Annotated in this window: 18 protein-coding genes and 3 pseudogenes; 5 read left to right on the forward strand and 16 right to left on the reverse strand. The window is 34.9% G+C overall.

Features of this window, described 5'->3' with window-relative positions; translation table 11 throughout:
• Positions 1–485: hypothetical protein (locus F8162_RS28905; protein WP_192797672.1), on the forward strand; the 485-nt coding region annotated here is incomplete at its 5' end.
• Between the two features lie 329 nt (positions 486–814).
• On the opposite strand, the gene F8162_RS29155 is transcribed toward F8162_RS28905, so the two are convergent.
• From F8162_RS29155 to F8162_RS29160, 3 genes and pseudogenes are all read right to left on the reverse strand, one after another.
• On the reverse strand, positions 815–1,021 hold the full coding sequence (locus F8162_RS29155) for a hypothetical protein (RefSeq protein ID WP_225990177.1): 207 nt from the start codon (positions 1,019–1,021) through the stop codon (positions 815–817).
• Positions 1,022–1,603: 582 nt separating this feature from the next.
• Positions 1,604–1,918, reverse strand: a pseudogene (locus F8162_RS28915) (RusA family crossover junction endodeoxyribonuclease); the annotation flags it as partial.
• Positions 1,918–2,025 (reverse strand): annotated as a pseudogene (locus F8162_RS29160) (dUTP diphosphatase); the annotation flags it as partial. The pseudogenes F8162_RS29160 and F8162_RS28915, both read right to left, overlap by 1 nt.
• 86 nt (positions 2,026–2,111) lie before the next feature.
• Here F8162_RS29160 and F8162_RS23405 point away from each other — a divergent pair.
• Together F8162_RS23405 and F8162_RS23410 are read left to right on the forward strand one after the other, a co-directional pair.
• A pseudogene (locus F8162_RS23405) lies at positions 2,112–2,363 on the forward strand (tyrosine-type recombinase/integrase); the annotation flags it as partial.
• 79 nt (positions 2,364–2,442) lie between these two features.
• Complete coding sequence (locus tag F8162_RS23410) at positions 2,443–2,757, forward strand: thioredoxin family protein (RefSeq protein WP_151630525.1); 315 nt, start codon at positions 2,443–2,445, stop codon at positions 2,755–2,757.
• 36 nt (positions 2,758–2,793) lie between these two features.
• Here the strand turns inward: F8162_RS23410 and F8162_RS23415 are convergent, their stop codons facing one another.
• Entirely contained in the window at positions 2,794–3,162 is a 369-nt protein-coding gene (locus F8162_RS23415) for a hypothetical protein (protein ID WP_225990178.1), read from the reverse strand.
• Between the two features lie 255 nt (positions 3,163–3,417).
• Between F8162_RS23415 and F8162_RS23420 the strand changes: the two genes are divergently transcribed.
• Positions 3,418–4,299, forward strand: a complete 882-nt coding sequence (locus tag F8162_RS23420; RefSeq protein ID WP_151630527.1) for a cation diffusion facilitator family transporter — start codon at positions 3,418–3,420, stop codon at positions 4,297–4,299.
• Here the strand turns inward: F8162_RS23420 and F8162_RS23425 are convergent.
• The 5 genes from F8162_RS23425 to F8162_RS23445 form a co-directional block, all read right to left on the reverse strand.
• Positions 4,289–4,924 (reverse strand): phosphatase PAP2 family protein, encoded by a 636-nt coding sequence (locus F8162_RS23425; protein ID WP_064477325.1) that lies wholly within the window; start codon positions 4,922–4,924, stop codon positions 4,289–4,291. The genes F8162_RS23420 and F8162_RS23425 overlap by 11 nt on opposite strands.
• A gap of 77 nt (positions 4,925–5,001) precedes the next feature.
• Positions 5,002–5,757: a sporulation protein gene (locus tag F8162_RS23430; protein WP_151630528.1), complete on the reverse strand. Its 756-nt coding sequence runs from the start codon at positions 5,755–5,757 to the stop codon at positions 5,002–5,004.
• A complete protein-coding gene (locus F8162_RS23435) occupies positions 5,739–6,560 on the reverse strand; it encodes a serine/threonine protein kinase (protein ID WP_151630529.1) in 822 nt (273 codons plus the stop codon). Before F8162_RS23435 ends, F8162_RS23430 begins: the two co-directional genes overlap by 19 nt.
• Positions 6,560–6,742: a hypothetical protein gene (locus tag F8162_RS23440; RefSeq protein WP_000473373.1), complete on the reverse strand. Its 183-nt coding sequence runs from the start codon at positions 6,740–6,742 to the stop codon at positions 6,560–6,562. The genes F8162_RS23435 and F8162_RS23440 overlap by 1 nt, the downstream gene beginning before the upstream one ends.
• A 110-nt stretch (positions 6,743–6,852) precedes the next feature.
• Positions 6,853–7,032, reverse strand: a complete 180-nt coding sequence (locus F8162_RS23445) for a YozD family protein (RefSeq protein ID WP_000658451.1) — start codon at positions 7,030–7,032, stop codon at positions 6,853–6,855.
• A 150-nt stretch (positions 7,033–7,182) separates the two neighbouring features.
• On the opposite strand from F8162_RS23445, the gene F8162_RS23450 reads away from it, so the two are divergent.
• Positions 7,183–7,350, forward strand: coding sequence for a DUF3930 family protein (locus F8162_RS23450; protein ID WP_151630530.1), 168 nt, complete (start codon positions 7,183–7,185; stop codon positions 7,348–7,350).
• A 4-nt stretch (positions 7,351–7,354) separates the two neighbouring features.
• Here the strand turns inward: F8162_RS23450 and F8162_RS23455 are convergent, their stop codons facing one another.
• The 7 genes from F8162_RS23455 to F8162_RS23485 all read right to left on the reverse strand — a co-directional run bounded on the left by F8162_RS23455 (position 7,355) and on the right by F8162_RS23485 (position 13,974).
• On the reverse strand, positions 7,355–8,017 hold the full coding sequence (locus F8162_RS23455; protein WP_151630531.1) for a hypothetical protein: 663 nt from the start codon (positions 8,015–8,017) through the stop codon (positions 7,355–7,357).
• Between the two features lie 189 nt (positions 8,018–8,206).
• Positions 8,207–8,422: a YozE family protein gene (locus F8162_RS23460; RefSeq protein WP_000750728.1), complete on the reverse strand. Its 216-nt coding sequence runs from the start codon at positions 8,420–8,422 to the stop codon at positions 8,207–8,209.
• Between the two features lie 72 nt (positions 8,423–8,494).
• Positions 8,495–8,767, reverse strand: a complete 273-nt coding sequence (locus tag F8162_RS23465; RefSeq protein ID WP_000995761.1) for a YokU family protein — start codon at positions 8,765–8,767, stop codon at positions 8,495–8,497.
• Positions 8,764–10,185: a lysine 2,3-aminomutase gene (gene ablA / locus F8162_RS23470; RefSeq protein WP_000902132.1), complete on the reverse strand. Its 1,422-nt coding sequence runs from the start codon at positions 10,183–10,185 to the stop codon at positions 8,764–8,766. Before ablA ends, F8162_RS23465 begins: the two co-directional genes overlap by 4 nt.
• 210 nt (positions 10,186–10,395) lie before the next feature.
• On the reverse strand, positions 10,396–11,781 hold the full coding sequence (rocR, locus tag F8162_RS23475; RefSeq protein ID WP_151630532.1) for an arginine utilization transcriptional regulator RocR: 1,386 nt from the start codon (positions 11,779–11,781) through the stop codon (positions 10,396–10,398).
• A gap of 82 nt (positions 11,782–11,863) precedes the next feature.
• Positions 11,864–12,709 (reverse strand): putative beta-lysine N-acetyltransferase, encoded by an 846-nt coding sequence (gene ablB, locus F8162_RS23480; RefSeq protein ID WP_151630533.1) that lies wholly within the window; start codon positions 12,707–12,709, stop codon positions 11,864–11,866.
• Positions 12,706–13,974, reverse strand: a complete 1,269-nt coding sequence (locus tag F8162_RS23485) for a peptidase (RefSeq protein ID WP_151630534.1) — start codon at positions 13,972–13,974, stop codon at positions 12,706–12,708. Before F8162_RS23485 ends, ablB begins: the two co-directional genes overlap by 4 nt.
• Position 13,975 lies beyond the last annotated feature (1 nt).

Consider the following 13,975-nt stretch of genomic DNA (forward strand, 5'->3'; position numbering starts at 1 on the left):
ACACTGGACCTACCGGCATCACTGGGCCTACTGGAAACACTGGACCTACCGGCATCACTGGGCCTACTGGACCAACTGGTACTGGGATTGACTCACTTAATTTCAGTCAAAGTACTGGTGGTATAGGTGCTCCCGTTACTTTATCTTTACCAGCCGTTAGTGTAGGAATTAATCAAATAGTAAAGTTAGAAGGAGCTTTTAGTACCTCTGTTGGTGTTCCAGCTGCAGGTATAAGTTATATTGTATCTGCAGCTCTTGTTTTCAGAAGAACTGCCGTTCCACTTTCTAGCCAAGGTGACTTCCAACAAAACTTTAAGCCAGAAGGTGTTACAATTAATCTTAGACAAAATATTTCAGGAATATGGATAGATAATCCTCTTCCTGGGAGTTACGTATACGATATGGTAATAGCCATCACTGGATCTAACATAAGTTCTCCAACTATTAATGATAGAAATTTTACCGCTACAGTAATAAACATTTAAAGTAAAATTATAATAATATAAAATAAAGAGTAATATCCTTAAATAAAAAGAACGATAAACTATGATTCCTTCATTATTAGCTCACTTATAATTTTAATAAATACCTTAACTATCAATAACTAATAACATAAACAATAAGTCTCCTTATAATTTATTTTGTATGGGGACCTTTAGTTATCCCAGGTATCAAAATCTATTGAATACACTACCTATTTAGGAACAAAATTCAAATTTGATTATCTATCAAAAACTTTAAATATATAACTCTTACGTAAAACACTTGTAAAGATTGCTGTCATTCGCACTATTTGTCCCAAAGTAGTTATATATTAAAGGTGTGGCAAGCGTTCTGCGTTAGCCCCTTTCTTATAACAAGTTGCTTGAACGCTAGGAGAAACCCTAGCCTTTTTTATTTCCCTCATATCAGTTGGACCTTTCCAAATACCCGCTCGTTTCCATTGGTTTTTCTTTTTCCCGACATACGAGGGGCTAAGATCATACATAATACCAATATCTCTATCCGGTATACCTTGCATATTTAAATTCCTGACAACCTCAGGTGTTAAACCACTTGGCGCTTTCCTTCTAGGTCCACCATTCTTTTTAGATTGTGTATCAAAATATCTACCCAACTGGCGTAATATTTGACCAGTCTAGCATGCCTTACATTCATTGATACTAAAGCATTCGTTTGATGTACGATGGTAATAACAACGTCTGCATTTCTGTTCGATAATGTCGCCAATCTGGTATGTGAGCTCTTTTCGTTCTTCTTTTGTCAGTTTCATACCATCCACCTATAAGACTGCCTTAAGTGCCATACCAAGCGCTTGTGATCTACCTTGTAGTTCTAAACGGTGCTCACGTTCTTTCGCAGCACGTACATTGATATGCATTTTTCGTAAGTCATGCTCTAGTTCATGATTCTTTTCTGTAATTGCATTAAATTCATTAAGTAATGTACTGTAATCTTCTTCACGAGATTGTAGTTGATCTTGTGATAACTTTAGTGCGTCTTCCGTTTCCAAGCGTAATTTTGTTTCTGCGATGTGTTCTTTTGCAAGTAGCTCATTTGCTTTCTTGAGGTCCTCATACAGCTTTGATACTTCACGTAACTCTTTTTGCATCGCATCTTTTATGCGCTTTATGTAATTATCGACATCTGGTTTTACTGTTGGGCGTAACAGTCCTTGTTCTGCTTGTAGTGCTTTCTTTTTCGAAAAACTTTTAAGTGATGGCTTATATACTTTGACTTTCATCACGAGTGCTCCCTCAAGCAAATTAGCTGGAGCATGTTCTGAAGCAACTAATTTTACATATTGCTTAAAATCACGTAATTTTTTCGGATCATACATACGAACTCGACCATTAATAGTGCTCGCTCGTGGTCTCCCTTGTGCTACTGGTTCACCAAAAACTGTAAAGGTAATCATCAATATCCATCATCCTGGCGTTGATGATTTACTTCGTTCTTTTCCAGGTATGCTTGTTCTATATCTTCATGAGTAAAGCCGAGGTGTTTTGTTCCTAATTCCATAAACAAATTAAAAATTATTTCAACGTCATCTGCTAATTGCAGTTTACTGTCTGGATAATTATGTGCTGTATCCCACATTTCTCCTACGTAATTTCAGAAGTTTGACACAGCTCTGAAAAAAGCTTATAAAGAAATGTGGGGTTCCTGATATTCGGTTCCACGATTTAAGGCATACCAATGCAACATTAATGTTGAAACAGGGTATTCACCCGAAAATCGTAAGTGAACGATTAGGACATAAAAAAGTAGGTATCACATTGGACACCTACTCACATGTTGTACCAGGCCTACAAGAAAAAGCAGTTGAAGATTTTGCAAATAATCTATTTCAAAAACACTAATGTTTGCAAAATGTTTGCAATTACGGATTTTGCATAAAAATACTAGCTTATCCGTGTGACATTGAGAGGAGACAAAAACATGAGAGAAATCAGGTCTGACAAGGAATTCAAAGACATCATCGCAAGTGAGGAGCCAGTAGTTGTTAAGTTCTTTACTACATGGTGCCCAGATTGCGTACGTATGGACAACTTTATCGGAGATGTAATGGAAGAGTTCAATAAGTTTGAATGGTATTCTATTAATAAAGATGAGTTTCCAAGTATCGCTGAAGAATATCAAGTAATGGGTATTCCAAGTTTACTTGTATATCAAAATGGCGAGAAGCTAGGCCACTTACATAGTGCTAACGCAAAAACTGAAGAGCAAGTTACTGAGTTTTTAGAAGCATACTAAGATTAAAACCCTCTGAAAAATATTTTTCAGAGGGTTTTAATCTTTATTTACAATTATCTTTCGTAGTTGTTTCGTCATTTCTTCAGAAGTGTAATATGCAGTGTTTTCATGACCTATGTACATAATTACACTCCTTTCTCCTTCATCTCCGAGGTATAAATGTATACCTTTCGTATCACTATTTTCATATGTAATTAATATATCGTATTGTGGTATTTCACCTCTTCTCTTTTGTTTTTTCATATCATTAAATATATTATTAATTCCATTGATTATTTGTTTGTCTTCTATATTTAGAAAATAATTTTCATTTAATCCACCGTAGCCATTAAAAGTAGATATGGATACTTTAGAAATATTATGTTCCTTCTCATTTTCAATATTTGATGGATTACACCCAGTCAAAATAAGAACAATACATAGTAAGAAAAATATTAGTTTTTTCAGCCTCTCACCCTCCTACTCTTTGAATTATCAATAAATCCCATTATTTTTACACCCTAACTTTGCACTTTACAACATATTTTTCCTTCACGAAACTTTGTTATCCTCTTCTTAAAAACCTAAAAAACGTCAACAATGTTTGTATAGACCCACACGAGTTTCGTTTGATACTCTATTTATAGAAAGAAATTCCTTGTAGAAAGGTGAGTGATTAAAATGGATACTCTTTCTCATAAAGAAGCTGATAAAGGTGCGATTGTCAGCATTATGGCCTACATATTTTTATCCTCTATGAAAATCATCATCAGTTATATTACCCTCTCTAGCGCATTACGTGCTGACGGTTTAAATAACTTAACGGATATCGGTGCTTCTTTAGCGATATTAATTGGTCTAAAAATCTCTCGTAAACCTCGTGACCCAGATCATCCTTATGGGCATTCGCGCGCAGAACAAATTGCATCACTTGTTGCTTCTTTTATTATGGCAACGGTCGGATTAGAAGTTATTATTAGTGCCATTCAATCTTTTTTTAATCCGAAACACGCAGCGCCTAATGTACTTGCTGCATGGGTAGCCTTATTTTCTGCTGTCGTTATGTACTTTGTGTATTTGTATACGAAAAAGATTGCAGCGCGCACAAAAAGTAAATCATTAGAAGCCGCTGCAAAGGATAATTTATCAGACGTTCTCGTAAGTATTGGTACAGTAGTAGGTATTGTCGGTTCACAGTTCCAAATGCCTATTTTAGATCCTATTGCTGCTTTAATTGTCGGCCTTATTATTTGTAAAACTGCATGGGAGATTTTCGTAGAAGCTTCTCATATGTTAACGGATGGAATCGATCCAGATAAGATGGAAGAGTACGCTGATGCTATTGAACATATTAGTGGCGTGGAAAATATCGTAGATATTCGTGCTCGTATGTACGGGAATCAAACGTACGTTGATATTACAATCGAAGTAGATGCTCGTATGGATGTTGGTGAAAGTCATTGTATTACTGACAACATCGAGGCTATGCTTCGGAAAAAGTTTGGTATTTACCATGCACACATTCATGTTGAACCAATTAAAAAAGAACCTATTATGACATAGGTTCTTTTTTAATGAAAGCTTTATGAAATATAACACATAAAACGAGCCAGCTACCGCCAGCTGCCCATCCTGCTAATATGTCAGATGGATAGTGAACGCCAAGATATATTCGGCTAACTGAAATAGATAATACAACAAAGCTCGCTATAAAAATAATCAACAATTTTTTATGCAATGTAATACGTTCTTCTGTAATTGTGACGTATGCAATAAATCCTAAAAAAGCAGTAGCATTCATCGTATGACCGCTCGGAAAACTATATCCAGTTGCAGTAACAAGCTGCGTTACATCAGGTCTTGCTCGTTCGTACCATAGTTTAAGCATACTGTTTAAATAACGAGATCCATAATAATTAATTGTTAGAAGTAATGCACTAAGCAATTTTTTTCTAACGAGAAAATACATTACAAGAATAATGAGTAACGGAAAATATATTCTTTTGGAACCGATAAAAGACATCCAAGTAAAGTAGGCTGTCAAGTAATCGTTCCGAAAACTTTGAATAAAATGCGCGACTATATTGTCAAATTTCTCAATACAAGCGGTATGATACGAAAGTGATAATACGACAAAACAAATGAGTAACGTAAAACTTAACAAGTATAAATGTCGATATCGTTTCACATACATAACCTCACTATGCAAAAAAATGGAGCGGTTATTTTAGTTTTCCTCTCCATTTCTTTTTTATGCATAGTTTATTAAAAAATATAATTGTTAATTTTTCCCTTCATTACTGGAATATCTTCATTCGTTACTGTAAAGCGAATCACTTTCTCGTCAAGATCAAGCGCTTCTGCAAATAAACCTGCTAATCCACGAGATTTTCTGTCTACTTCCATAACAATCTCTAGGCGATCATAAGCACTTGGTAAGATTAACAATTCTAGTTCATCTAATTTCCCATAATACTCTCCGGAAACAGGAACAAACTCAAATTCTTGTGCAAATGGCACTTGTTTACGTAATCGATACGGTAATTCTTCACACTCTATATGACGCGCTTTAAAACCTAAATGATTTACACTCTCTAATACACTATTTAATAGTGCATTTGGCAACACTTGAATGTAATCACGATCACTTGGGTCTATACTGCGTTTAATATCAAGGCCTGTATGTACCCAAACTGTTTTCATTCCAAGTGTAAGCGGCGTTTCAACTGGCATTGTAAATGAAAATGGAATTTCTTTTTTTTCATTCGGCTCAACAGAAAAAGGTTCTGTTAAACGAACACGCTCTAAATCATACGTTGCCGTTACTTTTTTATCATCAACTTCTCGTACATACGAAGTTGATAACGTTAAGTAAATGCTTTCAATTTGTTGGCTAACTGAACCACCAGTTATATGAACCTTCCCTAGTATCTCTTCTCCAACAATATACTCATCTTTTTCAAGAACTGTATCTACTTTTGCATTACCAATACCAACGCTTGCTAAAAATTTTTGAAACATGGATCCTCCATCCTTTCTAAAGCAAAAGCTACATCTTTTTTTAATTCTTGTACATTCTCATAGTACGGCGTTTTTATTTGTAACATGCGCATAAGCATTTCACGGTTATAATTTTCCAAAGTTAATTCGTCATACCATGGTTTTTCATGTTTTTCATTAGATTCATAGCCTGCATATAATAAAAATAATGAGAAATGACCGAGCGCATAAAAATCACTACGAAAGTGTACTTCTCGCATCAAAGCTTGTTCACCTTCATAAGTTGTAGCTCGTTCATCACCTTCACCTTTCAATTTAGCCAATCCAAAATCAATAATACTAATTTCGTTTTCTTTGATTAATATATTGGGAATGCGTAAATCTCGGTGAATAATACCTTCACTATGAAACACAGATACAATATCTAATATTTCATATAAAATTTTAAAAACTTCACGTTCTGTATATACATGCCCATCTAAGAAAATATAATCTTCGAAATTTTTACCAGGCATATATTCCATCACGAAAAAGCTTTTTTTCTCCCATACGAAATGATCATATAAACTAGGAATTGCATGATGATTTAATGTTTGTAAAATCATTTTCTCTTGTTCAAATGATTTTCTACCAGACTCATACCTTTGTTTACTTTGTCTTAATTGTTTTAAGACTTTATTTCTATTTATTTGTAAATCATTAACGACATATGTAACCCCATAACTGCCCATTCCAATTACTGATTCGATTTTATAACGTTCTGCAACGATTGTATTTTTTCGCAGTGGTCTATCAAATAAAGCTAGTATACGACGCCATTTCATCAGCTACTTGAAAAGAAGCTACGGCTTTTACGTTTTCTTTTATAATGCTGATGCCCATAACCAGATGAACGTCGTTTATAATCGCTACTTGAATAAGAGCGACCTCTATGACGATAATCACTACTAGAATACGAACGATTTTTTTTCCTACCTAATAAAGAATCAATAATTTTTTTGAACATCCCTTCACCTCTTGAGTAAAATTTTCTTTTAATTATACCAATAATTTCCGACTATATTTGTGACAAGTTTGTAAAGAGTAAAAAACGACGAGTTAAGCCCGCCGTTACTTTCACTCATCCTCTTCATCAAACACTTCATCAATCATACATTTCTCTAATAAATACTCGAATGTAATATCTGCGAGATCTTCAATTTCTTCTCGTTTTGGGACGTATCCTCTTTCAATTAGTTGCTCATAAAAAAACTCCGCAATCTCTTCCGTATCAATTACGACTTCAATTTCCTTCATGAGCATCACTCCTTTATTTCTGTTTTATGAAAAAATCTCAAAAATATGTATATGAGATTAGAAAAATAGTTTTTATTTTTTTATAGGTCATATCTTTAGGACGAGGTTCATACGATGGTAGTACAAGCTATCAAAAAGGGGGATTTAATTATGGAATACCAATATGTGGCAAAGCAAGAAGTAGGGCAAACAAAAGAAGAGTTCATGCATGAAGATCAATGGGCAGACTCTCTTATTAAATGGCTTTTTATTTTTTTAATAATTGTAGGCATACCTTATACTGCATATGTTGTTGTTCAATTCATTCTCTCTTTCTAGTTAACTATTTTTTCTCTGTCAATTTAACTAAATAATTATGAACAACATCCATAACAATTTTGTATTCTTCATCTTTAAATATATCGAATAACAATTGATAATCGTTATAAATATCAAGTAATCCATCAATGATTTCTTGACGATTTGTCTTAACACTCACTTTTTTTGAGTTGTTAATTGACTTTAATTTTCCTAAATCTAATTTATTCATACCAGCTTTATCTTGTTTCATTTTCTTCAAAATTGCATTTGCGGTTTGAGCATTGGCAAGTAACGTTAAATCCGACTCATCTGCTTCTAACCATTCACCATCCGTAATTCGTGACAATTCATATATGGTATCTTCCCATGCGTCATTTTTATATCTCCATACTTCTGTACGAAAACCAACAATTCGAAACACATCTTTATCATATCCTGTTACTTGCACGAGATCACCAAATGTGAAATTATAATTTAATTCAATCCACTCAGTTTCACCTTTTTTCATATCTTGCTCTGAAACGTGCTGCAATGTTTGCTCTACGTAAAACCCATCGTGATTATTGACTTCGTATACGTAAACTCCATCTAAAATCTTCATATTTGTGATTTTACCAACGGTTCCATATAGCGTAATCACGACTATGTCCCCTACGTTATATTTAGGTTGCTTTTTTCTTGCCATCTATATCTCTCCTTTTTTTGACGTCGTGATTTTGATAACAGTATATGCAACCTACATAAAAACGCTTATCACAGAAGCGTATATTCATAAATTTTTTCAATAAAAAATATCACCGTATAAAAAAATTATTTACAACGTAAAAAAAGCTAGCAAATAGACTAGCTTCACGTCAAAAATTTCATATAGTTCTTATCTCTCTTGTATGTATAAATCCCAAGCTTCATCAAATATAGACATACTTTCTAGCAATCCACTTAACTCTAAGTATGAACTAATTTCATCATAATCTTCAGATTGCTTTGGAAAGCTTAAATCATCATACATTGCTTCTGCTAAATTCGATACTTCATTACTAAATAAAGCTGCACGATGCTTCATCATATAGTGGTAAAATGTCTTTTTCAAAAATATTCCCTACCTTTCTAACTTGGATACATTATACAAGGCAAAAAAGAAAAAAACCAGCATAAAAGCTGGTTAAAAGTCGAAATAATTTCTCTTTAATAGACGTGGTCTTCCCATTAATTCTTCATATGTTAGTTGTTTTGGTAAATCTTTCGTATAAATTAGAAACAATTGATCTTCTATTTCTTTCACTGTTTGATCTGCTTGATAGTCCATACCACATGAGGAACAAGAAATGCATGGTGTCTCTTGGATTTCAATGGCTTTCGTACCATCTGGTAATTCCCAATATACAGTATTCAAGCTTTCTTTCGCTTCTGTACTGTCACACCACATACAATTCATACTGCATCACCCTCATTTTTTTTGTCGTTTTCTTCTAATTTAGCCATTTGCGATTGATATTTTTTATCTTTAAGTTGATCACGCTTATCACGTTTATCTTTTAGTGATGCATGAGTGTCATTATCTTCATAGTCTTTACGACGGCTCATACGCTGTAAGTCGTCTGGAACAAGGTTAAATTTCTTATCACTCATAAGACCTGCGATACCAACATCTGAACGTTTTTCTTCGTAGTTTGGATAGATTTCTTTAAAGTACCCTTCTGCTCTTCCTGGGATATAGCTCTCTGGCTCTGGATACGTTGTAATAACACCTTCAAAGTTACGAAGCACAACTTTATCTGCACTTTGCGAGATTAAATAGTTTGGTTGAAGCGCAATTTTTCCGCCTCCTCCTGGTGCATCAACAACGAATGTTGGAACCGCATAACCAGATGTATGACCGCGTAAACCTTCAATAATTTCAAGACCTTTAGATACTGGTGCACGGAAATGACCAATACCTTCAGATAAGTCACATTGATAAATGTAGTATGGACGTACACGGATTTTTACTAAGTCATGCATAAGTTTTTTCATAATTGGAACGCTGTCGTTAATACCAGCTAAAATTACTGCTTGGTTTCCGATTGGAACACCAGCATTCGCTAGCATTTCACATGCTTTTTTCGACTCTTCTGTAATTTCAATAGAAGTATTGAAATGTGTATTCAGCCATACTGGATGGTATTTTTTAATAATGTTACATAAGTTTTCTGTAATACGCTGCGGGAATACTACCGGCGCTCTCGTTCCGATACGAATAATCTCGACATGCGGAATCTCTCGTAAATTTTTTAATACATATTCTAAAATTTTATCGTTAATAAGAAGACCGTCACCACCAGAAATTAATACATCTCGTACTTGTGGTGTATCACGAATGTAACCAATTGCATCATCTAATTGTTTCTTCGGTACACCCATTCCAATTTGTCCACTAAAACGACGGCGTGTACAGTAACGACAATACATAGAACATTGATTCGTTACTAAGAATAATACGCGGTCTGGATAACGATGTGTTAGCCCTGGAACTGGTGAATCTTCATCTTCATGAAGCGGATCTTCTAAATCATATTTTGTTTTATATAACTCTTCCGAGATCGGTACAGATTGCATCCGAATCGGACAGCGTGGGTCATCAGGATTCATTAGCCAAGCATAGTACGGTGTAATATTTAACGGGATCGTTTTTGTTGAAATTTTAACGCCTTCTTCTTCTTCAGGTATTAAATTAATCACTTTCTTTAAGTCATCCAAAGTTTTGATCGTATTCGTTAATTGCCAAACCCAGTCATTCCATTGTTCTTCAGTAACATCCTTCCACAACTCAATATCCTTCCAGTGACGATTTGGTTTGTATACATCATGTAACATTGCTATTCCCCCTTTTTATACGCTCATCCTTTATATAAGCAATAGTTATGCCAACTTTACATTATTGATAAGTAAATGTACGGAGAACGCTATTACATAAGCGAAAAAATATTTGTAAGCACTGTTTGAAATCCATACATACTATCATATTCATTACTTTTTATATATGTAAACGCTCTTTTATTGGTGCAAACACACAAAAACCGCCAATTATTCGGCGGTTTTGTCGTACTTACTCAGTTTATATTGCAGCGTTTGGCGAGGGATACCTAACATTTTTGCAGCTTGTAATATATTCCCTTCCGTTTCAATTAACGCTTGATCTATTAATTCCTTTTCCGTTTGATGAAGTGCTTCTCTAAGTGGCAATATGCTCTTCTTCTTTGGCAGATTCTCTTTTCGAAACGTACGTGGTAAACAATTGGCTGTTAGTGTATCCCCTTCTGCAATTATGACAGCATGTTCAATCGTATGTTTTAGCTCCCGAACATTGCCAGGCCATTGATAAGCTTGTAGCCTTTCTTTTGCTCCCTTATCCATTTGAAGTACACCTTTTTTATAACTTTTATTATATTCGTTCAAAAAATAAGACGCTAATAATAATACATCCTCAGTTCTTTCACGTAGCGGCGGAATATATAATGAAAAGACATTTAATCGATAATATAAATCAGTACGAATTTTATTCTCTCTTAAACATACTTCTGGTGGCTGATTCATTGCAGTAATAACGCGAACATCTACTTTTCTCGTCTTATTATCACCAATTCGACGAATAACACCATCTTCTAATACACGTAGCATTTTCGCTTGTAAATCGAGAGGCATTGAATTCAGTTCGTCTAAAAACAATGTCCCACCATCTACAAGTTCAAATAATCCCGCTCGTTCAATTGCCCCAGTATAGCTACCTTTCGTCGTTCCAAACAATAAACTTTCTAATAGCGACTCTGGCAAAGCTGCGCAGTTTTGTGCAATAAATGGCTTGTTCTTCCGTTTAGAAGCTTCATGAATCGCTTGTACAAATAATTCTTTACCTGTTCCTGTTTCCCCATATATTAAAACATTTGCATCAGTTGGCGCTACTTTTTGTGCTAATTCTTTCGTCTGTTTAAACCGAGCATCGTTCGTCACAATCGTCTCAAATGCAACATGCTTTTTGATTGTTTTTTTTCTAGATGACCGCTTTATTTTTGATTGCAAATCTACAATGGTATCCGTAAGTTTTTGAACGGTGGAATAATCCTTTGCAATTTCTACAGCTCCAGCAATATTTCCATCTATAAAAATAGGTAACGTCGTATTTACTGTACAAATGTCTTCCCCATTTAAATTTTGATAATGCTGAACTTGATGAACGATTGGTTTTTTTGTATCTAACACTTTCATCAACGTACTTGTTTCCCTAGATAAAGATGGAAACGCTTCTAACAAATGTTTACCTAACACTTTTTCAATTTTTGATCCATCGTGTTTTGCAGCTACAGTATTATAGAAAATTGTAATACCATTTTCATTTACTGCGTGTATAGCCTCATCAATACTGCCCAAAATCGCTTCAATGACTTCTTGTGTCGAAACTGCTAGCAATGTCATCCCCCCTTTTGCCGAAAACCCAGCAATCACATGCCGAGTTTTCGGCATACCTATATGCGATTATAAGCATGACGATTCCGTTCTATTTAGACAAATCTTTCACCCATACATTCATATCTTCCAGCTTATCGAAAATGTAGCAATTGTTCGCCAGTCTTCCTGTATACGTATAACCTAACTGATGAAAGGCAGCATTCATTCCGAAAGAAAGCGATCGAGCAATTGTATAGGAGCAGAAAATCGATTTTTCTTGCAGTTCTTCTTCTAACTTAATTAATAAACTTTTCATAAATCCATGTTTACGATATTCGGGTAAAGTAGCACAATTCGTTAATTCTGCATTTCCTTCTTTTATATTCATTTCTGCAGATGCTGTACTAATTATTTCCCCCTCAAATTCATATACATAGTAAATTGTATCGTCTTCTTTCATCGTTTGTTTTACATAACTCGCTTCGTTTAAAGGAGTAGGATAAACTTCAAATACTTTTCCAAATACAGCTGCTAATTCTTCTGCATCCTCTTCTGTCGCTTTTCTTAATAAAAATTTCTCAGGGACTATTTTTTCCTTTACTTCTTTTTCTTTTACACCGCTTAAAATGCTATCTTCCTCAGCCCAATGAATACTATTTCGTCTTTCATCATTATTAAATTTCACGAAGAAGTATGCATCGTGACCTTGAAAATAATGTGGTATCGTTGCTTCTAATAAAAAACCGAAAGAGAGCCATGTTGAAACATGCTCTCCCTTTCCTTTAACAATACATTTAGTGAAAGAATGTTTCTCTGCTAATTCATCAATTGTTTGGATAATCCTCTCAATATTTCCTGTGTAGTGATCTACTCGAATACGTTTATTAAAATAGTCCAAAACGCCTTCTACTGTATAGCCATTCGTCTGCTCTCTAAAAGATTCATAGTATTTCATTTTTTCACCTCACACCAATCTAGTAATGTACATGCAATAATTTTTGCGGCAGCTATCATTTTATCAACTTCTATATATTCGTTTGGATAATGTGCTACTTTCGTTTCTCCTGGGCCAAATACTATCGTTGGTACACCTGCGATTTGTGTAAATAAACCTCCATCAGTCCCCCACGGAGATGCTTCAATAATTGGTTTGTTCCCTTCGATTTCAACAAAGTTATGCCCGAGTGTTGTAATTAACTCATGATTTTCTTCTAGTTCACCAGGAACCCATCTCGCACCAAACCATTCTACTTCTACTGGATTTTCAACAAACCAATTGTCCACATCATTTAATTCAGCGACCCAATTCTCAAACTCTTCTTTTGCTGCCTCTATAGTCTCATTCGGCGCAATACCGCATCTTCCTTCTAAAATTAACGAATCTGGAACAGAACTTGGCCAGCTCCCGCCTTCTATTTTCCCAATATTAATTGGAATTGGAATCGGGATTCCCTTAAATAATGGGTCTGTAATTCGGTCATTTCTCTTCACTTCCAATTTTCTCAAATGCTCTACAACAAACATACTTTTTTCAATTGCACTTACTCCTTCATAACGCGTTCCACCGTGTGCTGCTTTCCCTTTCACATGCAGACGAAACCACATGGATCCTTGTTGTTTCGGGAAAAACTTCATATTTGTTGGTTCTGGAATAATAACACCATCCGCTTTATATCCTCGTAATATAGTCGCTAATGTTCCTGCCCCGCCGCTTTCTTCTTCTATTACACTTTGAAAATAAATATCTCCTTTTAATTCAATACGAGATTCAATAATTGCTTCCATCGCAAGCATAAGTGCGACATTGCCGCCTTTCATATCCGTTGTTCCACGGCCATATATACGATTTCCTATTTTCTCACCACTATAAGGGTGATGGTCCCACTGATTCACATCTCCTTCTGGTACAACATCTATATGCCCGTTTAATATCATAGATTTCCCGTCGCCGCTTCCTTTAAGGGTTGCTACAATGTTGGGGCTATCTGAAAAACTTGTACGCGGTGATACAAAATAAGGATGATCTTTCATTTTAGAAAATGAAGGCTCCCAAATATCAAGATCTAAACCTAGCTCACGTAATTTTTCAATTACAATTGCCTGCGCACCACTTTCATCACCAGATACGCTCTTTTCTTGAATTAATCGTTTTAAAAACTTTACGCTTTCCTCTTCATGACTCTCAATATAATCACAAACTTGTTTTTTTAATTGCTCCATA

The sequence above is a fragment of the Bacillus sp. CH140a_4T genome (assembly GCF_008923725.1).
Lineage (GTDB): Bacteria > Bacillota > Bacilli > Bacillales > Bacillaceae_G > Bacillus_A.

Bases quoted from the DNA above. Each gene is read 5' to 3' on its own strand.
- F8162_RS29155 (WP_225990177.1), bottom strand. From the start codon at position 1,021: ATGCAAGGTATACCGGATAGAGATATTGGTATTATGTATGATCTTAGC.
- F8162_RS23410 (WP_151630525.1), top strand. From the start codon at position 2,443: ATGAGAGAAATCAGGTCTGACAAGGAATTCAAAGACATCATCGCAAGT.
- F8162_RS23420 (WP_151630527.1), top strand. From the start codon at position 3,418: ATGGATACTCTTTCTCATAAAGAAGCTGATAAAGGTGCGATTGTCAGC.
- F8162_RS23430 (WP_151630528.1), bottom strand. From the start codon at position 5,757: ATGTTTCAAAAATTTTTAGCAAGCGTTGGTATTGGTAATGCAAAAGTA.
- F8162_RS23435 (WP_151630529.1), bottom strand. From the start codon at position 6,560: ATGAAATGGCGTCGTATACTAGCTTTATTTGATAGACCACTGCGAAAA.
- F8162_RS23440 (WP_000473373.1), bottom strand. From the start codon at position 6,742: ATGTTCAAAAAAATTATTGATTCTTTATTAGGTAGGAAAAAAAATCGT.
- F8162_RS23445 (WP_000658451.1), bottom strand. From the start codon at position 7,032: ATGAAGGAAATTGAAGTCGTAATTGATACGGAAGAGATTGCGGAGTTT.
- F8162_RS23450 (WP_151630530.1), top strand. From the start codon at position 7,183: ATGGAATACCAATATGTGGCAAAGCAAGAAGTAGGGCAAACAAAAGAA.
- F8162_RS23455 (WP_151630531.1), bottom strand. From the start codon at position 8,017: ATGGCAAGAAAAAAGCAACCTAAATATAACGTAGGGGACATAGTCGTG.
- F8162_RS23465 (WP_000995761.1), bottom strand. From the start codon at position 8,767: ATGAATTGTATGTGGTGTGACAGTACAGAAGCGAAAGAAAGCTTGAAT.
- ablA (WP_000902132.1), bottom strand. From the start codon at position 10,185: ATGTTACATGATGTATACAAACCAAATCGTCACTGGAAGGATATTGAG.
- rocR (WP_151630532.1), bottom strand. From the start codon at position 11,781: ATGACATTGCTAGCAGTTTCGACACAAGAAGTCATTGAAGCGATTTTG.
- ablB (WP_151630533.1), bottom strand. From the start codon at position 12,709: ATGAAATACTATGAATCTTTTAGAGAGCAGACGAATGGCTATACAGTA.
- F8162_RS23485 (WP_151630534.1), bottom strand. From the start codon at position 13,974: ATGGAGCAATTAAAAAAACAAGTTTGTGATTATATTGAGAGTCATGAA.